Here is a 19,233-nt window from a genome sequence, read left to right as displayed (position 1 = left end):
CTGACCCCAACGATCATACGAGGATACCAACGATGTATATCCCCACCTATCAAGATATGCTTGAAGCCCACGAACGCATCATGCCCCACATCCAGCGCACTCCCGTCCGCACATCGGATTTTCTAAATGAGATCACTGGCGCTGATCTGTTCTTTAAGTGCGAAAACTTCCAGACACCCGGTGCCTTCAAAGTGCGTGGTGCCAGCAATGCGGTGTTCGGGCTGGACGACGAACAGGCGAAACTGGGCGTGGCAACCCATTCATCGGGCAACCACGCGTCCTGCCTCAGCTATGCGGCCAGCCGTCGTGGTATTCCGTGCAACGTCGTGATGCCGCGCACGGCACCACAAGCCAAGAAAGACACTGTCGCGCGCTATGGCGGGGTCGTCACCGAATGCGACCCGTCCACAACATCGCGCGAAGAAACATTCGCCAAGGTGCAGGCCGCGACGGGCGGCGATTTCGTGCATCCCTACAACGATCCGCGCGTGATCGCGGGGCAAGGCACCTGCGCGCGTGAATTCATCGAACAGACCGACGGTCTTGATATTGTTATGGCCCCAATTGGCGGCGGTGGCATGATCTCGGGCACCTGCCTGACCCTGTCCAATCAGGCCCCGGAGGTGCAGATTATTGCGGCGGAACCCGAACAGGCCGACGACGCCTATCGCAGCTTTAAGGCGGGTTATATCATTGCCGATGATGCGCCCAAAACCATTGCCGACGGTCTGCTAGTTCCTCTCAAAAACCTCACTTGGCATTTCGTGTCCAAGCATGTCACCGACATCCTGACCGCCTCCGAAGACGAAATTATCGCTGCGATGAAGCTCACATGGAAGCATTTGCGCATCGTCATGGAAGCCAGCAGCGCTGTGCCGCTTGCGACGATCCTGAAAAACAAAGACCGGTTCGCGGGTAAGCGGGTCGGTATCATTATCACAGGCGGAAATGTCGATCTTGACGTTCTGCCATGGCTCAAATGAAGGAAACGCTGAAATGAACACGCACCCAAATTTTGAAGAGTTCGAGGTCGGCTTTGACATCCCCGCCAAGCCCGGCATGGATGAAACGGATATTCAGACGCCTTGCCTGATCCTTGATCTTGACGCGCTTGAGCGCAACGTCAAGAAAATGGGCGACTACGCAAAAGCCCACGGCATGCGCCACCGCGCCCACGGCAAGATGCACAAATCCGTCGACGTGCTGAAACTACAACAGGACATGGGCGCCGCGATCGGTGTGTGCTGCCAGAAGGTATCTGAGGCCGAAGTGTTCGCGCGCGGCGGCATCAAGGACGTGATGATTTCCAACCAGGTGACCGAGCCTGCAAAGATCAAACGCCTTGCCGAGATGCCAAAGTATGGCTGTCGTGTGCTGGTCTGTGTGGATGATCCCGAGAACGTCAAAAACCTGTCCGACGCGGCAGTCGCTGCTGGCACGCAGATCGAAGCCTTGGTCGAAGTCGACTGCGGCGCGGGCCGTTGCGGTGTGAACACAACCCAAGACGTCGTGAACATCGCCAAATTAATCGACGCAGCACCCGGCCTGAAATTTGCGGGTATCCAAGCCTATCAGGGTGCGATGCAGCACATGGATTTGTACGCAGATCGCGAAGTGAAACTGAACGCCGCAATCGAGCAAGTTGGCGACGCGGTTCAAGGCCTGAAGTCCAACGGGCTCGCCTGTGACATTGTCGGCGGCGGCGGCACCGGATCTTACTACTTTGAATCTGCGTCCAACGTTTACAACGAACTCCAGTGTGGATCTTATGCGTTTATGGACGCCGATTATGGCCGCATCCTCGACAAAGATGGCAAGCGGATTGATGACGGCGAATGGGAGAACGCGTTGTTTATCCTGACGACAGTCATGAGCCATTCCAAAGCCGACAAAGCCATCGTTGATGCAGGGCTCAAGGCGCAGTCCGTCGATAGCGGATTGCCGTTTATCTATGGCCGTGACGACGTTGAATACATCAAGTGCAGCGACGAACACGGCGTTGTTGCTGACCCGAATGGCGTATTGAAAGTGAACGACAAGCTAAAACTGGTTCCGGGTCACTGCGATCCGACCTGCAACGTCCATGATTGGTACGTCGGTGTGCGCGGCGGCAAAGTCGAGACCGTTTGGCCTGTGTCCGCGCGCGGCAAAGCCTATTGATATTTCGCCTTCGGCGAGAGTTTTCTTGCCAAGATGAATACGGAACCAACAGAGGGGGGCGGGCGAAAGTTCGGTCCCCTTTTTCAAAGAAAGAGAATAAAATGTATATCGTCCCAGAATCCGCAATCGCAGACATCCTGACCCGTCCCGACGCCTTTAACGCTGTCGAACAGGTCTTCGCCGCTATGTCAGCAGGTGTCGCCTACAATTTCCCCGTCATCCGTGAGGCCATTGGCCACGAAGAGGCGCTGTACGGTTTCAAAGGTGGGTTTGACGGCAAAGGCATGTCACTGGGCCTGAAGGCGGGCGGCTATTGGCCCCACAACCTCGAAAAACGCGGTATTATTAACCACCAATCAACCGTGTTTCTGTTTGATCCCGACACCGGAAAAGTCGCCGCAATGGTCGGTGGAAACCTGTTGACCGCGCTGCGCACAGCAGCGGCGTCGTCGGTGTCGATCAAACATCTGGCGCGCAAGGACAGTAAGGTTATGGGCATGATTGGTGCGGGCCATCAGGCGAAATTCCAACTGCGCCATGCACTTGAAACTCACAGTTTCGAAAAAGTCATCGGCTGGAACTACCATCCAGAAATGCTGCCGAGCCTTGCCGAAGTCGCCGCAGAATTTGATCTGCCGTTTGAAGCCGTGACGCTTGAGGGCATGACTGAAGCCGACGTCGTGATTTCCATGACGTCCTCGTTCAACCCGATCTTTGGCGCAGCCCACATCAGTGACGGCACACACATCGCCTGCATGGGCACCGACACCATCGGCAAGCAGGAATGCGAGACTGACCTGATCGTCAAAGCCACGGTGTTCACCGACGAAGTCGCGCAGTCCGTGACCTTGGGGGAAACCCAGCACGCGGTAAGCGCTGGCTTGAAGTCACGCGATGATATCTTTGAGCTTGGCGCTGTCATCAACGGCACCCACGCGGGCCGCACCTCGGATCGCGAAATCACGCTGTTTGACGGCACCGGCGTTGGCCTACAAGACCTCGCCGTAGCCGCCAGCATCGTTGAAATCGCCAAAGCAAAGGGCATCGGCATGGACGTCGACTTTTAGGTCGCGTCTTAGAACGCCGGTGTGGTCCACAACACGATCATCGGGCAATCGCTTGCTCTGAAATCGCTTGGCTACAAGCTGATGGGCGCTTTCGGGATCGAAGGCCGCGACGTTGATTGGGAAGTATATATGGACGGCAAGGACCTCTTCATCAAATGCACCGAAATCATCGCGGTACAATGGGCCAGACGTTCTAGTTCGCGCTCACGTCCAAAGGAATAAGGGCCCCCGCATCACTGCGAGGGCCCTCATATTCTCATTCGGTTAAGGTGTTACGCCTTGCGCGAATTTTCTTTGATGCCTTTGACCGAACCCGAAACTTCGTCGTCTGCTTCGTCGCCAAAGTGCTCTGGCAAGATCAGGTTCAGCCCGATTGCGATGAACGCGGCGGGCAGAAGACCCGATGTCAGCAAAATGCGTGCTGTATCGCCCAAAAAGACCATCGCGTCCGGAACCTGCTGCAGGCCAAGACCCACGGACAGCGCCGTTGCGAAGATCACCATGTTGCGGCTGTTCCACTTAACATCCGACAGCATTGATGCGCCCGCAGCTGCAACCATACCAAACATGACAATCACGCCACCACCCAGAACCTGGATCGGGATCGTGTTGATGATTGCGCCAATTTTTGGAACCAAGCCACAGAAGATCAGAAACAGCGCGCCGATTGTCACAACGTGGCGTGACATAACGCCAGTCATTGCGATCAGACCAACGTTTTGGCTGAACGATGTGTTTGGCAAAGACCCGAACACGCCCGCGATTGCAGTTCCAAAGCCGTCAGCGAAAGTTGCACCCGTCACTTCTGCATCCGTGGCTTCACGACCAGCACCACCTTTGGTGATACCGGACACGTCGCCCACAGTTTCAATCGCAGAGATAAACGCCATCAAGCACATGCCGATGATGATCGCCCAGTTGATTTCGAAGCCAAACTTGAACGGCTCTGGCAAAGCAAATACGGCAGCATCGCTGATACCCGCCAGATTCACGTCGCCCATCAGGTAGGCCACGACGTAACCTGCGATCAGACCAAGCAACACAGCTGAGACGGAAAGCATGCCGCGTGTGAAGAACTTCAGACCCAAAGTGACGAACAAAACCACGCCAGCTTGGAACCAGTTGGACACGCCGCCCCATGTTTCTTTACCGCGGTTAAAATCGCCGGCACCACCAGCTGCGTATTCAATGCCGACCTTGATCAGTGCGAGGCCAATCATCAAAACGATCAGGCCAGTGACCAGTGGTGGCAACGCAAAGCGGATGCGGCCGACAAACAGGCCAAGAAACGCATGGAACAAGCCACCAATCACGACACCTGTCATCAAACCGGCAAGACCAGCTGTCCCCGCACCGATCATCGCAGGGATCATCACGGGCAAGAATGCAAACGATGTCCCCTGAACGATTGGCAAACGCGCGCCGACCGGACCTATGCCGATGGTTTGGATCAGTGTCGCAACACCGGCAAACATCATCGCCATCTGCAACAGATAGATGCGGGCTTCTGGATCAGCACCCGGACCGAAGGCAATGCCTGCCGCACCCGCGATGATGATCGCAGGGGTTACGTTCGAGACGAACATCGCCAGCACGTGTTGGATGCCCAGTGGAATCGCCTTGGCGAGGGGTGGTGTATAGTTTGGATCGCGGAGCTGTTCCGGTGTCCCGATTGAAGAATCTGTCATTGTCATTGTTCCCTTGAGTAGTTTCTTGGTTGAACCCGTCTTGTGCGGGCTTGGTTTACGGTTCGACAGTGAATGGGTCGTCAAACCAGTGTTCTTGAAGATTGTCGCCTGACCCGCCAATACGGTCGACGACTGCAAAAAGGCCGGGCGCGTGCAGTGGTACGCAAACCCCATGCCAGATATTGCGGTGATAATTGATCGCTTGTCCGGATGCCGTGACAAAGGCGCGGGGCGCGCTTGGCTTGCCATCGTCGTCCGACGCAACGATCACCAGAAATGGGGCTTGGGTCATCGGGATGAACGCTTGGCTGCCGTCGGGATGGCGTTCCATCATATCCAGCGTGTACGGAAAATTGCGCGGTGTAGCGTTAAACAAGCTGATGCCCGCCTGACCATCGCTGAAATCCATCACTGCGCGATCATGAAACCGCCCACATAGACCTTGGTTGATGATCTTGTCGGGCGCGCCTGCGCATTCGATCACATCGCCAAAGGGGGCAAAGGCGTCAGCCGTAAGGGGTTCGGGAACAATCCGGATCATCCGGAATGATCCATCAGACGAAATTCAGCGATGCGTTCGACCTGACGACAAGCCGTGGCAAATTCGACGTCTGTGTCGTGATCAATGCGGGTGTGAAACGCGGCCATGATGCTGGCCTTGGTGTGATCGCGCACCGCGATAATAAAGGGAAATCCGTGTTTTTCGACGTATTGAGTATTGAGGTCTTGGAACATCGCCCGCTCGTCGTCCGTCAGCGCATCCAGCCCGGCGCCCGCCTGTTCTGACGTGCTTTCAGCGGTCAGCGTGCCCGCCACTGCCAGCTTTCCCGCCAAATCAGGGTGCGCAGTCAAAACGCCAAGGCGTTCGTCGTGGTTCGCGGACCGAAACATCCGGCACAGCGCGGAATGTACGCCAGTCGCCGTGTCGTGGGTTGGACCAAGGCCAAGCGCATAGGCACGATCCGCGATCCATGCAGAATGTTCGAATATGGCACCAAATGCGGTGACAAAATCGCCATGGTTCATTTGCGACGGGCGCTGGGTGCGGATGTGCGGGTTCTGCGCCGCCCAATGATCCGCAATGTCCTCACGGGTGGCAAACCAGACCCCGTCGTGACTGTTGGCGTAATCAATGAATTGCTGCAAAGCCTGCGCACGGCCCGGACGCCCGACCAAACGACAATGCAGACCCAGTGACATCATCCGCCCCCCTTCAGCGTACAACACATCAAACGTCGCCTTGAGGTAGTCAAAAAACTGGGTGCCCGAATTAAACCCCTGCGGCGTCGCAAAGCGCATGTCATTGCAATCAAGCGTGTAGGGCACGATCAACTGATCGCGCGACGTATCAGCGTCGTCAAATTCCAACCAATACGGCAGATCATCGGCGTAACTGTCGGCGATATATTTGAAACCGCCCTCTTCAGCCGCCAGACGGATCGTATTTTCGCTGGATCGGCCCGTGTACCACCCGCGGGGACGCGATCCCACGACCTCTGTGTGCAACCGCACAGCTTCCGCGATCTGGGCGCGTTCTTCGTCGGCGGGCATGTCTTTATGTTCGACCCACTTCAGCCCGTGCGATGCGATTTCCCAACCGGCCTCAAGCATGGCTTTGACCTGTTCTGGGGCCCGTGCCAACGCGCTGGCCACGCCGTAAACCGTCACCGGAAGCTGGTTCAACATCCGGTGCAGACGCCAAAATCCAGCCCGCGCACCATATTCGTAAATTGATTCCATATTCGCGTGCCGTTGATCGGGCCACGCCGCTGCGCCGACAATCTCGGACAAAAATGCCTCAGATGCGGCGTCACCATGAAGGATGTTATTCTCGCCACCCTCTTCGTAATTAAGGACAATCTGCACGGCAATGCGTGCGCCATCCGGCCAATTTGCAGTCGGCGGCGTTGCACCATAGCCGGTCAGGTCGCGAGGGTATCCTGTGGTATTGGTCATTGTGGTCCTATTTTTGCTAACGACACACTAATCTATAAAGTGGCAGGGCATTTACTGGGAATTCTTGAAAGACTGTCTCATCACCCGTGTTTGCCTTGTGACTGTACAGTCCGCAGATAGGATGCTGAAAAAGGAGACGCTATATGTCCGGATATTTGACCACGCACGTTCTCGACACGGCCCGCGGCATGCCCGCAAAAGGCATTAAAATCGCGCTTTACAATCTCGACGGCGACCGCACACTGATCGCGCAAACCATCACCAACGAGGATGGCCGCACCGACAGCCCGATCCTTCCTGCTGGCGATTTCAAGACTGGCAAATACGAGTTGGTGTTCTTTTGCGGCGATTACCTTGAGGCCAACGATCAAGCCCACGGCGACATTAAATTCCTCGACGAGATTCCACTGCGCTTTGGCATGGACGATGGATCTGCCCATTATCACGTTCCTCTGCTGCTCTCGCCGTTCGGCTATTCGACCTATCGCGGTAGCTGAACACTTTCTTGCGCCGCGTTCATCGACGCCCCGATCCGCGTCGTCATATATTCCATGAACAGGCGGGTTTTCGGGTCTTGGCGGCGACGGTGGGTATAAAGACAGGCCATCTGGATCGGCGTCGGTGGGTTTTTTGTCGCGACAGGCACCAACCTGCCCGCATTCAAATACTCTGCCACCTCAAAGACCGGCTTTAACGCGATCCCCTCGCCCGCCAATGCCCATTCTGTCAGCACATCGCCGTCGTCGCATTCATATCGACCCGAGACGCGGAACCGCTGCGGTCCATCCGATGTCTGTAATCGCCACTGAAATTCCGGCGCGCCGGGGTAGCGCAAGTTCAGACAGTTGTGCCCGTCTTTCACCAACGCCGTGCCGTCCACCGGGTTGCCGCGTTCGGCAATGTATCTGGGTGCGGCCACAAGGACACGATCACAATCCGCGATCGGTTTGATGCGCAAATTGCTGTCCGCCGGTTCACCTAAAAAGAATGAAATATCAAGACCTTCCGTCGTCAGATCAACCTTTCGATCCGTCAAACGCAAGCGGATATCAATCAGCGGATAGTCCCGCACAAATTCTGGTACCAAGGGCGCGATTAACCGCCGACCGACCCCCAATGGTGCCGCCACATAAAGGGAGCCCTTCGGGTTATCGGTGATGCCAGCGACCTGTCCCTCGGCGGTATCTACCGCCTCAAGCACCGCCACCGCGCCTGTGTAAAATGCACGACCCTGTTCGGTGGCCGTCAGGCTGCGCGTGGTGCGCTGGAACAGTCGCACGTTCAAATGTTCTTCAAGCGAAGAAATCCGCGACGACGTGACCGCAGGCGAAATGCGCAGATCACGCCCAGCGGCGGACATGCTGCCAAGTTCGTAAACCCGCACAAAGGTTCTAATGTTGTCGAGATAGGACATTGTTCTGCATTTCTTGATAGAGCGACGCGTTACAACGGAATAGCAAAACAAAGCGGCCAAGGATAGGCTGAACAAAAGCGACAGGACATAAAACGGGGACTCAACATGTTTGATGCAGTAATTCTTTGGGAATGGTTCGCGTTCGCCGTGCGCTGGTTGCACGTCATTACCGCAATGGCGTGGATCGGGGCGTCGTTCTATTTCATCGCGCTCGACCTCATGTTGCGCAAGGCAGACGATCTGCCGGAAGGTGCGGCTGGTGAAGAATGGGAAGTCCACGGCGGCGGCTTTTACCACACGACCAAATACCTCGTGGCGCCTGCGCGCCTGCCCGAACACCTGACATGGCACAAATGGCAAAGCTATTGGACATGGCTGTCTGGTGCCGTCTTGTTGATGATAGTCTATTGGGTCGGCGGTGAGTTGTATCTGATCGACGCGGCCAAGGCCGACCTCGCGCTGTGGCAGGGCGTCGCAATCTCGGCCCTGTCGCTGACCGTTGGCTGGTTGCTGTACGATTTTTTGTGCAAATCAAAACTTGGCAATAATCCGACGGCATTGATGTTGCTGTTGTTTGTGATCCTTGTGGTCATGTCCTACGGCTACAATCAGGTCTTCACGGGCCGCGCAGCGATGCTGCATCTGGGCGCATTCACCGCGACGATCATGACCGCCAATGTGTTCTTTATCATCATGCCGAACCAACGCATCGTGGTGAAAGACCTGCAAGAAGGTCGCGCACCTGATCCTAAATACGGCAAGATCGCCAAACTGCGCAGCACCCATAACAACTACCTGACGCTGCCAGTGATCTTCCTGATGCTGTCCAACCACTATCCGCTTGCGTTTGCGACGGAATATTCATGGATCATCGCATCGCTGGTCTTTCTGACTGGGGTCACAATCCGGCACTACTTCAACACCATGCATTCAACTGGCACGGGGCCACATTGGACATGGGCCGTCACTGTGCTGCTGTTCATCATCATCGCTTGGCTGTCGACGGCGAATATGTGGGGCACCTACGCAGACGCCGAAGCACGCGGCATGACTTCCTATGAGGAAAAATTTGCGCAAGCCGACGGGTTTGACGACGCGCATGACGTGGTCATGGGCCGCTGTTCTATGTGCCACGCGCGTGAACCGTCCTATTCCGACAGCCTGCTTTGGGCCCCGCGCGGCGTCTTGCTCGATACTCCTGCAGACATCGCCCGCAACGCCCGCGCGATCTACATCCAGTCCGGCGTCAGCCACGCCATGCCGCCTGCCAACGTCACGGCAATGTCGGACAGCGACCGCGCCGCAATCGTGCGCTGGTATCGCAATGCCGGAACCTTCTAAACCCGCGCACCAAATCGCCAAATATTTTAATGCGAATAATTCGCAATTGCATTGACTTCCCCCCATTGGGGCCCATAACTCTTGGTGGTAACCATTGGAGAATTACGAAGAATGTCGATCCGCATCGCAGCCCTATTGTCCCTGCTCGCCACCCCCATGGCGGCGGATGACTTCAAAGTCGTCACAACATTCACCGTCATCGCAGACATGGCCCGCAACGTGGCAGGCGATTACGCAACAGTTGAATCCATCACCCGTGCTGGCGCTGAAATCCACGGATATCAGCCGACGCCGCGCGATCTGGTGCGCGCCTCTGGTGCAGACCTGATTTTGTGGAACGGGATGAACCTGGAACTTTGGTTCGAACAATTCATCGACAACCTTGGACCTATTCCCTCTGCCACGATCTCTGACGGGATTGAAACCATCTCTATCCGTCAAGGCAGCTATCAAGGCGCGCCCAACCCCCATGCATGGATGTCACTGGATAACGCACTGATCTACGTTGATAATATTGCGGCAGCAATGTCACTGCATGATCCTGACAACGCCTCTTCCTACTCTGCAAACGCCGAAATCTACAAAGCGGAAATCACAGCCGCGATTGCCCCGCTGCGCGAACAAATCCTCGCGATCCCCAAGGACGAACGTTGGCTCGTAACCTGCGAAGGCGCGTTCAGCTATCTGGCGCGCGACTTCGGCCTGAAAGAAGCCTACCTTTGGCCGATGAACGCAGATCAAACCGGAACCCCGCAACAAGTGCGCAGCGTCATCGACATTGTGCGCGAAAACAATGTCCGCGCCGTGTTCTGTGAAAGCACCGTCAACACCGACCCCGCACAGCAAGTGGCACGCGAAACGGGCGTAGCCTATGGCGGCGTGTTGTATGTGGACAGCCTGTCATTGGAAGACGGCCCCGTCCCGACCTACATCGACCTGCTGCGTGTCACCACTGAAACCATCGTTAAGGGGCTGACGGAATGAACACGCCTGACACATTGCCACCACCTGCCCCGCATCAAACGTCCAAGAACCAAGCGGGGCTTTATGCCGATGGCCTCACCGTCACCTACCGCAATGGCGTAACTGCCCTGCAAAACGCGAGCTTTGCGATCCCGCGCGGAACCATCGCTGCACTTGTTGGGGTTAACGGCGCGGGAAAGTCCACACTTTTCAAGGCGATTATGGGTTTTTTGCCCGCCGCCGCAGGTGAAATCAGTGTCCTTGGCCAGTCGGTAAATCAAGCGATCAAAGCGGGCATCATTGCCTACGTACCACAAGCCGAAGAAGTTGATTGGTCCTTTCCAGTACTCGTCAGCGACGTCGTGATGATGGGCCGTTACGGACACATGGGGATGCTGCGCCGCCCCAAACCTATCGACTTTGAAGCCGTCAAGAGTTCGCTGGAACGCGTCGGCATGACCGAGTACCGCGACCGCCAAATCGGTGAACTTTCCGGCGGACAGCGCAAACGCGTCTTTCTTGCGCGCGCACTGGCGCAAAACGGCCAGGTTATCTTGCTTGATGAGCCATTTACCGGCGTCGATGTGCATACGGAAGAAGCGATCATTACTTTGCTGCGCGAACTGCGCGACGAGGGTCGCGTCATGCTGGTGTCCACCCACAACCTCGGCTCTGTGCCAGAGTTTTGCGACCAAACCGTGCTGGTCAAAGGCACTGTGCTGAACTTCGGCCCGACGAGCGAAGTGTTCACCAAAACCAACCTCGAAGCCGCGTTCGGCGGTGTGCTGCGCCACTTCGTTCTGGGCGGCGATGATCTGCACGACGATGACGACCAACGCAAAGTCACCATCCTGACCGACGACGAACGCCCGTTCGTCATTTACGACGATCAAACCCGCACACAATCTGACGTTGGTGGTGAAAAGGTCGGGGGCGATAAGCCTGAATGACCTACCTGCTTGAACCCTTTACCTACGCGTTCATGCTAAACGCGATGTTTGTGTCCGCACTGGTCGGCGCTGTTTGTGCGTTTCTGTCGTGTTATCTGATGCTTAAAGGCTGGTCTTTGATCGGGGATGCACTGTCCCATTCCATCGTTCCCGGGGTCGCGGGGGCCTATATGTTGGGCCTGCCGTTCGCCTTGGGCGCGTTTTTGTCGGGTGGTTTGGCAGCAGCCGCGATGCTGTTTCTCAACCAACGCACGGGGCTTAAAGAGGATGCGGTCATCGGTCTCATCTTCACCAGCTTCTTCGGACTTGGCCTGTTTATGGTCTCCGTTTCGCCAGTCGCGGTGGACGTGCAAACCATCATCCTCGGCAACATTCTGGCGATAACGCCCAGCGACACGATCCAGCTGTCAATCATCGGGATTGTCTGCCTTGTGGTGCTTCTGGCCAAGTGGAAAGACCTGATGGTCGCATTCTTTGATGAAAACCACGCGCGCTCCATTGGTCTGCGACCCGACCGTCTGCGGTTCATGTTTTTCGTCCTTCTGTCAGCCGCCTGCGTCGCAGCGCTGCAAACCGTTGGCGCGTTCCTTGTGATCGCCATGGTCATCACGCCCGGTGCGACGGCCTATCTGCTCACGGACCGTTTCCCGCGTTTGCTCGTGATTGCCGTCACAATCGGTTCCCTGTCCAGTTTCTTCGGTGCCTATATCTCCTATTTCCTCGATGGGGCCACAGGCGGCGTCATTATCTGCCTGCAAACATCCGTTTTCATCCTCGCCTTTTTCTTTGCCCCCAAACACGGACTTCTGGCATCGCGCCGTCGCGCTGCGGAGGCCCTTAAAACATGATCGAAAGCCTTAGTGATCTTCTCATTCCGTTCCAGTTCTCGTTCATGCACGGCGCGTTCTACATCGCACTGCTGATCGGTCCGCCGACCGCGTTGCTGTCGTGTTTCCTCGTCCTAAAAGGCTGGTCGTTGATGGGCGACGCAGTGTCCCACGCGGTACTGCCGGGCGTTGTGGTCGCATATATCATTGGCATTCCCCTCATCATCGGGGCGTTTGTCGCGGGCATGATCTGCTCACTTTTGACCGGATACCTCGACGCGAACTCCCGCGTGCGCCAAGACACCGTCATGGGCGTTGTGTTCTCGGGCATGTTTGGGCTGGGGTTGGTTTTATATACGAAGATTGAAACCAACATCCACCTCGATCACATCTTGTTCGGCAACATGCTCGGCGTTGAAACCGTGGACTTGTGGACATCGGGTATCATCGGAATTTTCGTATCCGCCGCTCTGCTGATCACTTGGAAAGAACTGCTTCTCAACGCGTTTGACCCTGCGCAGGCCCGTGCGATCGGTCTGCCGACCAAACTTCTACACTACGGATTGCTCACAATCCTGTCGCTGACAATCGTCGCGACGCTAAAGGCTGTCGGCCTGATCCTCGCCATTGGCCTCCTCATCGCGCCGGGCGCCATCGCATTTCTGATCACGCGGCAATTCCGGCATATGCTTGTGATGGCGGTGATCGTGTCAACGTTCTCGCTGGTGACAGGTGTTTACCTTAGCTTCTGGATCGGCTCCGGCCCCGGCCCGACGGTCATTTTGACCCTTACCACCCTATTCATTGTGGCCTTTATCTTTCGCATGCTGCGCAACAAAGCCCGCGAGGCCCAAAGCATATGACCTTCATCGCGCTGCTGGCCTCTGCGGGCCTTATCATCATCGCCGCTGTGCATCTTTTGTGGGCACTTGGGATTTGGTAGCCAATCAAGGATGAGACCGCATTGGCCCGCGCCGTTGTCGGGTCAAAAGGCATCAAAAAGATGCCCGGTGCGACGTCCTGTTCATTGGTCGTAGTTGCGCTGTTGTTCGCCGCCGCTTGGCCGTGGTTTCCCGATACTGCCATCAAATCACTGGGTTTGTTTTGCATTGCGGTGGTCTTTCAATTGCGCGCCATCGCCGCCTACGCACCGCTGATGAAACGCGCCACACCTGAGCAGCCTTTTCGACGGCTGGACGAAACCTATTACGCGCCACTGTGCATGGTTTTCGGCGTGATATTTATGGTCCTCGCAGGGGTATCGGCGGCCTAAGAAGACAGCTAAGGTTTTTTGTATGATAGATAAAAACCCAAATTTCACCCCGCAAGAATACCAAGCCCGCATCGCCAAAACCCGTGCGGCAATGGACGCCGCGCAACTTAACGCGATCTTTGTGACTGATCCGTCGAACATGTCTTGGCTTACCGGATATGACGGCTGGTCATTTTACGTGCATCAAGGCGTCGTGCTGACGATGACGGGCGAACCAATCTGGTGGGGCCGCGCGATGGATGCCGTTGGTGCTGGACGCACCGTGTTCATGAAAGGCGGCGACACGATCCGTGGCTACGACGACACCTTCGTGCAAAACCCCGACAAACATCCGATGCAGGAACTAGCCGCCTTGCTGGCCGAACACGGCTTGGACCATGCGCGCATCGGTGTCGAGATGGACAATTACTACTACACAGCCGCGGCCCACGCGACGCTGACAACCAACTTGCCCAATGCGACGTTCAAGGACGCAACGGGCCTTGTGAATTGGCAGCGTGCCGTGAAATCCAGCCAAGAGATCGTATACATGCGCCGCGCCGCGCGCATCGTTGAAGCCATGCACGCCCGTATTCTTGAACTCGTCGAACCGGGCCTGCGCAAGAACGATCTGATCGCCGAAATCTACGCCACTGGCATGCGCGGCGCGGATGGGCATTGGGGCGACTACCCCGCGATCGTGCCGATGGCGCCGTCCGGAATGGACGCAACCGCACCGCATCTGACGTGGGACGGCAGACCAATGGTCAAAGGCGAGGCCACGTTCTTTGAAATTGCAGGCGCGCACAAACGCTATCAATGCCCACAATCACGCACAGTGTTCTTGGGCAATGTGCCCCCCAAATACCAACAGGCCGAAGCCGCAGTTCTGGATGCGATCGACGCCGGACTGGAACAGGCAAAACCGGGCAACCAAGCGCAGGATATCGCCAATGCCTTCAACGCTGCGCTGAACAAGGCAGGTTTTGAAAAGGACGGGCGCTGCGGCTACGCCATCGGCATCAGCTACCCGCCCGATTGGGGGGAACGCACGATCTCGTTTCGCGCTGGCGACACGACCGTTCTACAGGCCGGAATGACGTTCCACTTCATGCCTGCCCTGTGGCTGGACGACGGCGGGCTTGAGATCACCGAACCGATCCTGATCACGCCAACCGGCCATGAATGCCTGTGCAACACGCCGCGCAGTCTTTGGGTCAAACCCTAAAAACTAAAAAGCGGCAACCATGCAATGGATGCCGCTTTCTTGCTCTCAGCGCAAACTGCTGAGATCATAGATCTCTTAAAAGATAAAATCGCTTGCCACGAATGTCGCCTGAACGTCGGCCACATCATATCCGATCAAGGTAATGGTTACGGAAGCACCGTCAATAAGAGCATTGCCGACGCTGTCTTCTGAGAGATGGTTAAGACGTCGTTAATATCTGCCAGCAGCGTGACGTCTGCCTTTAGAGAGTGTCCGACCTTCTGTGTATGAGTATTTTGCCCCATGCTTCCAAACCAAAGGAGCATGACAACAACGACGATTTCCAAATAATTTCTGGACGAGCTGCTGAGCGGCCTTAAACGGCCCGAAGATCTGCTGGGCGACAAAGGCCTGATGGAGCGAATGCTGGGCGCTGAGTTGACCGAGCATTTGTGCAATGAACCGCATGGTGAGCCTACCAGCGAGCAAACCAACCGGCGCAATGGCGCGACCCGCAAGGTGCTGAAGGGCAATGACGGAGCGGTGCCAATTGACCCCCCGCGCGATCGCCCTTTCATCGAAACTGCGTTTCGACTGCCGGGCAATGGATGGCAGTTTGGTCTTGCCACGGTTTAGTTCCGGTCTCTTTCGAGCAATGTTTGCTATGAAGGAGATAAGGAATGGCAAAGAGATACACAGACGAGTTTCGGCGTGATGCAGTACGCATCGCGATCAGCAGCGGTTTAACGCGACCGCAGGTTTCATCAGATTTAGGTGTTGGCCTTTCGACGCTAAACAAGTGGGTTCAGAAACATCAGCATGAGGATCTGATGTCTGGGCCGCACGATGACGTCGAGAAAGAGAACACCCGTCTTCGTAAAGAACTCCGGTTGGTGCGTGAGGAGAGGGAAGTGCTAAAAAAAGCGGCGATCTTCTTTGCAGGCCAAAGTCAGTGAGGTTCGCCTTTATCGACGCCTGGAAAGAAGTTTGGTCGGTAGAGTTTCTCTGCCGGATTATGCAGGTCACATCGCGTGGGTTTCGCGCTTGACGGAAGCGGCCGATGAGCCAGCGCCAACGTGATGATATGGTGCTTTTGGCCCACATCCGTGAGCAACATCGCCTCAGTTTACAAAGCTATGGGCGACCCCGCATGACCGAAGAGCTACAGGAATTGGGGCTGCGGGTTGGGCACCGTCGCGTGGGCCGTTTGATGCGTGAGAATGGCATCAAGACCATCAGAACCCAGAAATATAAGGCAACGACGGACAGCAATCACACGTTCAACATCGCGCCTAACTTGCTGGACCAGGACTTCTCAGCGGATGGGCCGAACCAGAAGTGGGCCGGTGACATAAGCTATATCTGGACCAGTGAAGGGTGGCTTTATTTGGCCGTTATCCTTGATCTGTACTCCCGGCGCGTCATCGGCTGGGCTGTCAGTAACCGCATGAAACAGGATCTCGCGATCCGTGCGCTGGACATGGCTGTGGCACTGCGCCAGCCGCCCGAATGCTGCATTCACCATACGGATCGCGGCTCGCAATATTGTTCCAAAGCGTATCAGAAGCGCCTGAAAAAGCACGGCTTGAAGGTCTCGATGAGCGGCAAGGACAATTGCTATGACAATTCCATGGTTGAAACGTTCTTCAAATCCATCAAGGCTGAGCTGATCTGGCGCAATCGTTGGGACACACGCCGTCAGGCCGAGGGCGCGATCTTCCAATATATCAATGGGTTCTATAACCCGCGCCGCCGCCACTCATCATTAGGCGGCAAAAGCCCCTTGGCATTCGAGCGAAAGGCCGCATAAACGAGTTGAGAGACCGGAACGCAAACGGGACAAGACCAGAGTTTGGCAAATGCGGCCTCAGACCGGATGCGTGTGGGATCATCGCCAACGAGGATTAGCATCTCTGCGACTGTCATTGTCGCAATTCCGTGGGACTGCATCAGGTTCGGAGCGCGTTCGGTGACAAGCCGCTCTAGTTCTTTATTGTGGCTTAAGATCTCATCATTCAACAAGAGCCAACGTCGTGCCAGAGCGCGCAGTGCTGCTTTGACGGAAGCCAATGTGTTAAGGATATCACCGGGTCTGAAGCCTGCGATATGCCGGATCAATCCGATCTTGCCTTTGATCTGATGCAACACTTCACGCAGATCAGCGGGTGCATTGATGATTAGTGTTTTTAGGGTCACCAGCGCCTGTGAGCGTGATTACAGCTGTGTCGCGGGCAATTTTTAGATGCCTGATTATCTCTGACGATCCCGTTTGTGTTTTAGGGCGGGCATTTGCCTGTCCCGATAAAACTGACCGAGCGGCACCTTCTGCGTCAAGGCTATCCGTCTTGCCTTGCGTGTATCGCAGCTGGCCCCCTCTTGTCTTATGATTTTGGCAGTTTTTATGCGAAGCTGGAACAGCTGCGCAGCACGTCATTTATGCCAGGCAGCGGCGGAGGTTGGACCGTTCCCCTCTTGGTCGTTGAGGACCGTCGCTGAGTAAGGTCACCTCCGTCTTTTTTTGAAACCTGAACGGATACTTGGGCTTTGGGCCCGCATGACAAGACAAGGTTAGGAAGAGACACATGGAAGATACCATTGGGATCGACATTTCGAAAGACACATTGGACGCTTATTGGTTGTCCTCGCGAGAGCACAGGCAGTTTTGCGATGACAAAGCTGGCGCTAAGGCACTCGCATTTTGGGCGAGAAAAACAGAAGTTTCCCGCGTCATTTTTGAAGCAACAGGCATTTATCACAGGTGCATCGAAACGGGCTTGGCTCAACACGGGATCAGCTTTGCACGGGTCAATCCGCGTCAGGCCCGCCGGTTCTGCGAAGGTGAGCGATTTGGTCGCCATCGGTTCAAGACTAATCGCGAACGGCCGGCTGGCCAAAACGGACCGGGTGGACGCTGCGCTATTAGCCAAAATGGGCGTACTTCTGGAATTGAGAGCAGACCAACCCAAAAGCGAAACACTTCATGATCTCAAGCAGCTGGCAACAGCCAGGCTGGCATTGATCAAGGACCGGACCGCAGCAAAGGCACGACTTGCCGCAACGACGCACGTCCTGCCTTCCCAGCAGATCAAACGACGTCTGAAACAGATCGAACGTGACTTGTCGCAAGTTACCGAGGCAATCGATGCCATCGTTGCGGCAGACAAAGATCTCGCTGCACGCGCCGAGATTCTTACAAGCATTCCGGGCATCGCAAAGGTAACAGCCTGTGCGATATTAACCGAAATGCCCGAACTCGGACATTTGATACCAACGGCCGAATTAAGTGACCCTTGCCCATTCTCGATCTGTGATTGAACTTATTCGCTCTGGGTCGTTCGCAAAGAAGTTCCAAGCTTGTGCACATTTGTCGAGTATTTCGTCATAGGTGTCGAAAACTGTGATTGCGAGTTTATTAGCTCGCAGATAAGCCCAGACGTTTTCCATGGGGTTCAGTTCGGGTGAATACGGTGGCAGCTTAACGAGCGTAATTTTATCTGGCACCTGCAAACATTTTGCGCCATGCCACCCCGCCCCATCAACAATCAGCAAGGCATGTGAGCCGGGTGCGACAGCTTTTGCGATCTCATCAAGATGCAGCCCCATAGCCTCGGCGTTGACGTAGGGCAGGACGAGACCTGCGGCGGTACCACGTGCGGGACAAGCGGCACCAAAGATATAACTCCATTTGAAGCGTATATCACGGGGTGCGCGCGGGCGAGTTCCACGCTTGGCCCATTTACGGGTGAGTGTCCCCTGTTGTCCAACGCGGGCTTCATCTTGGAACCATACCTCAAGAGGCTTCCCCTTTGCATGTTCTGGCAGAGTATCGTTTACGAGGCTGGTAAAGTTTTTTTAAAAGTCTGCTGCGCTTCGCGATCAGTTTTCGGATGCTCTGGACGCACAGACAGGCGGCGAAAGCCATGCTTGGTTAGATATTTCCCAATCGTACGCACATGCAGTTTCACGTCGAACTCCTCTTCAACACGAGCCTGCAAGTCGACACAACGCCATCGTACTACGCCATCTTTTACTGGGTCGGGCCCGGCCTCCACCCAAGCCACAAATTGCGCCTGTTGCTTGGGCGACAACCGTGGTTTTGCCCCCTTGCCATTCCGATCCGATAACCCCTCAATGCCTTCTGCGTTAAAGCGATGCGCCCAATCCCGAAGTGTTTGTCGATCCATACCACTGCTGCGGGCAGCCGTTTCACGATCCACCCCATCAAGCACCAGCGCTATGGCCAGTAGTCGCCGTACAACCCGCCCATCCTTGGTTCGCTTTGCCGCACGGCGCAAATCTTTCGCAGACATATCCGTGCGCGTAATTTTTATGGCTCCACCCATGAGCACCTCCCAATCTATGGAGGTCATTGATTCAGAGTTTGCCAAAAATTAAAACCAAAAAAATG

General features: G+C 55.7%; 20 protein-coding genes and 2 pseudogenes. 16 read left to right on the top strand and 6 right to left on the bottom strand.

The genetic code is table 11. The annotated features are described in order from the left end of the window. The first annotated feature begins 32 nt into the window (after window positions 1–32). The 4 genes from bhcB (at window position 33) to OA238_RS02980 (ending at window position 3,449) form a co-directional block, all read left to right on the top strand. Window positions 33–983, top strand: a complete 951-nt coding sequence (gene bhcB / locus OA238_RS02995; protein WP_015494022.1) for a beta-hydroxyaspartate dehydratase BhcB — start codon at window positions 33–35, stop codon at window positions 981–983. A gap of 13 nt (window positions 984–996) precedes the next feature. Next, complete coding sequence (gene bhcC / locus OA238_RS02990; protein ID WP_015494021.1) at window positions 997–2,160, top strand: 3-hydroxy-D-aspartate aldolase BhcC; 1,164 nt, start codon at window positions 997–999, stop codon at window positions 2,158–2,160. Between the two features lie 101 nt (window positions 2,161–2,261). After that, a complete protein-coding gene (gene bhcD, locus OA238_RS02985) occupies window positions 2,262–3,227 on the top strand; it encodes an iminosuccinate reductase BhcD (protein WP_015494020.1) in 966 nt (321 codons plus the stop codon). 21 nt (window positions 3,228–3,248) lie between these two features. Continuing rightward, window positions 3,249–3,449: a hypothetical protein gene (locus OA238_RS02980; protein ID WP_044036186.1), complete on the top strand. Its 201-nt coding sequence runs from the start codon at window positions 3,249–3,251 to the stop codon at window positions 3,447–3,449. A gap of 50 nt (window positions 3,450–3,499) precedes the next feature. Here OA238_RS02980 and OA238_RS02975 read toward each other — a convergent pair whose 3' ends face one another. The 3 genes from OA238_RS02975 to puuE are packed head-to-tail and all read right to left on the bottom strand — an operon-like array spanning window position 3,500 to window position 6,871. Then, window positions 3,500–4,915 carry a uracil-xanthine permease family protein gene (locus OA238_RS02975; protein ID WP_015494019.1) on the bottom strand — a complete coding sequence of 472 codons (1,416 nt, stop codon included), beginning with the start codon at window positions 4,913–4,915 and terminating at the stop codon, window positions 3,500–3,502. Between the two features lie 55 nt (window positions 4,916–4,970). Then, a complete protein-coding gene (locus tag OA238_RS02970; protein ID WP_015494018.1) occupies window positions 4,971–5,456 on the bottom strand; it encodes an ureidoglycolate lyase in 486 nt (161 codons plus the stop codon). Beyond that, window positions 5,453–6,871 carry an allantoinase PuuE gene (puuE, locus tag OA238_RS02965; RefSeq protein WP_015494017.1) on the bottom strand — a complete coding sequence of 473 codons (1,419 nt, stop codon included), beginning with the start codon at window positions 6,869–6,871 and terminating at the stop codon, window positions 5,453–5,455. The genes OA238_RS02970 and puuE overlap by 4 nt, the downstream gene beginning before the upstream one ends. A gap of 143 nt (window positions 6,872–7,014) precedes the next feature. Between puuE and uraH the strand changes: the two genes are divergently transcribed. Continuing rightward, on the top strand, window positions 7,015–7,368 hold the full coding sequence (gene uraH / locus OA238_RS02960) for a hydroxyisourate hydrolase (RefSeq protein WP_015494016.1): 354 nt from the start codon (window positions 7,015–7,017) through the stop codon (window positions 7,366–7,368). Here uraH and OA238_RS02955 read toward each other — a convergent pair. Then, complete coding sequence (locus tag OA238_RS02955; RefSeq protein ID WP_015494015.1) at window positions 7,353–8,285, bottom strand: LysR family transcriptional regulator; 933 nt, start codon at window positions 8,283–8,285, stop codon at window positions 7,353–7,355. The genes uraH and OA238_RS02955 overlap by 16 nt on opposite strands. Window positions 8,286–8,390: 105 nt before the next feature. On the opposite strand from OA238_RS02955, the gene OA238_RS02950 reads away from it, so the two are divergent. The 9 genes and pseudogenes from OA238_RS02950 to OA238_RS29615 all read left to right on the top strand — a co-directional run bounded on the left by OA238_RS02950 (window position 8,391) and on the right by OA238_RS29615 (window position 16,635). Continuing rightward, window positions 8,391–9,626: a urate hydroxylase PuuD gene (locus OA238_RS02950; RefSeq protein WP_015494014.1), complete on the top strand. Its 1,236-nt coding sequence runs from the start codon at window positions 8,391–8,393 to the stop codon at window positions 9,624–9,626. 111 nt (window positions 9,627–9,737) lie between these two features. After that, window positions 9,738–10,610 carry a metal ABC transporter substrate-binding protein gene (locus tag OA238_RS02945; protein ID WP_015494013.1) on the top strand — a complete coding sequence of 291 codons (873 nt, stop codon included), beginning with the start codon at window positions 9,738–9,740 and terminating at the stop codon, window positions 10,608–10,610. Then, window positions 10,607–11,539, top strand: a complete 933-nt coding sequence (locus OA238_RS02940; protein ID WP_015494012.1) for a manganese/iron ABC transporter ATP-binding protein — start codon at window positions 10,607–10,609, stop codon at window positions 11,537–11,539. Before OA238_RS02945 ends, OA238_RS02940 begins: the two co-directional genes overlap by 4 nt. Continuing rightward, entirely contained in the window at window positions 11,536–12,387 is an 852-nt protein-coding gene (locus tag OA238_RS02935) for a metal ABC transporter permease (RefSeq protein WP_015494011.1), read from the top strand. Before OA238_RS02940 ends, OA238_RS02935 begins: the two co-directional genes overlap by 4 nt. Next, window positions 12,384–13,229, top strand: coding sequence for a metal ABC transporter permease (locus tag OA238_RS02930; RefSeq protein ID WP_015494010.1), 846 nt, complete (start codon window positions 12,384–12,386; stop codon window positions 13,227–13,229). Before OA238_RS02935 ends, OA238_RS02930 begins: the two co-directional genes overlap by 4 nt. Before the next feature lie 101 nt (window positions 13,230–13,330). Continuing rightward, a complete protein-coding gene (locus OA238_RS02925) occupies window positions 13,331–13,639 on the top strand; it encodes a DUF3995 domain-containing protein (RefSeq protein WP_015494009.1) in 309 nt (102 codons plus the stop codon). A gap of 22 nt (window positions 13,640–13,661) precedes the next feature. Then, window positions 13,662–14,846 (top strand): M24 family metallopeptidase, encoded by a 1,185-nt coding sequence (locus OA238_RS02920; protein ID WP_015494008.1) that lies wholly within the window; start codon window positions 13,662–13,664, stop codon window positions 14,844–14,846. Between the two features lie 333 nt (window positions 14,847–15,179). After that, a pseudogene (locus tag OA238_RS32465) lies at window positions 15,180–15,395 on the top strand (transposase); the annotation flags it as partial. Between the two features lie 110 nt (window positions 15,396–15,505). Continuing rightward, window positions 15,506–16,635 (top strand): annotated as a pseudogene (locus OA238_RS29615) (IS3 family transposase). Here the strand turns inward: OA238_RS29615 and OA238_RS02900 are convergent. Next, window positions 16,563–17,021, bottom strand: coding sequence for a hypothetical protein (locus OA238_RS02900; RefSeq protein ID WP_044036181.1), 459 nt, complete (start codon window positions 17,019–17,021; stop codon window positions 16,563–16,565). The pseudogene OA238_RS29615 and the gene OA238_RS02900 sit on opposite strands and share 73 nt — an antisense overlap. Window positions 17,022–17,407: 386 nt before the next feature. On the opposite strand from OA238_RS02900, the gene OA238_RS34890 reads away from it, so the two are divergent. Continuing rightward, window positions 17,408–17,809 carry an IS110 family transposase gene (locus OA238_RS34890; protein ID WP_420806476.1) on the top strand — a complete coding sequence of 134 codons (402 nt, stop codon included), beginning with the start codon at window positions 17,408–17,410 and terminating at the stop codon, window positions 17,807–17,809. Beyond that, window positions 17,754–18,140, top strand: coding sequence for a hypothetical protein (locus OA238_RS34885; RefSeq protein WP_420806491.1), 387 nt, complete (start codon window positions 17,754–17,756; stop codon window positions 18,138–18,140). The genes OA238_RS34890 and OA238_RS34885 overlap by 56 nt, the downstream gene beginning before the upstream one ends. Here OA238_RS34885 and OA238_RS29610 read toward each other — a convergent pair. Next, window positions 18,105–19,168, bottom strand: a protein-coding gene (locus tag OA238_RS29610; protein WP_085982726.1) for an IS630 family transposase whose coding sequence is annotated in 2 segments (ribosomal slippage) — window positions 18,105–18,664 and window positions 18,664–19,168 — 1,065 coding nt in all. Because the reading frame shifts where the segments join, the coding sequence is not laid out codon by codon here. The genes OA238_RS34885 and OA238_RS29610 overlap by 36 nt on opposite strands. Between the last annotated feature and the right edge of the window lie 65 nt (window positions 19,169–19,233).

This window comes from Octadecabacter arcticus 238, assembly GCF_000155735.2.
Classification (GTDB): Bacteria; Pseudomonadota; Alphaproteobacteria; order Rhodobacterales; family Rhodobacteraceae; genus Octadecabacter; species Octadecabacter arcticus.
Note: the sequence above shows the minus strand (reverse complement) of the source record. Positions and strands in the feature narration are given on the sequence as shown.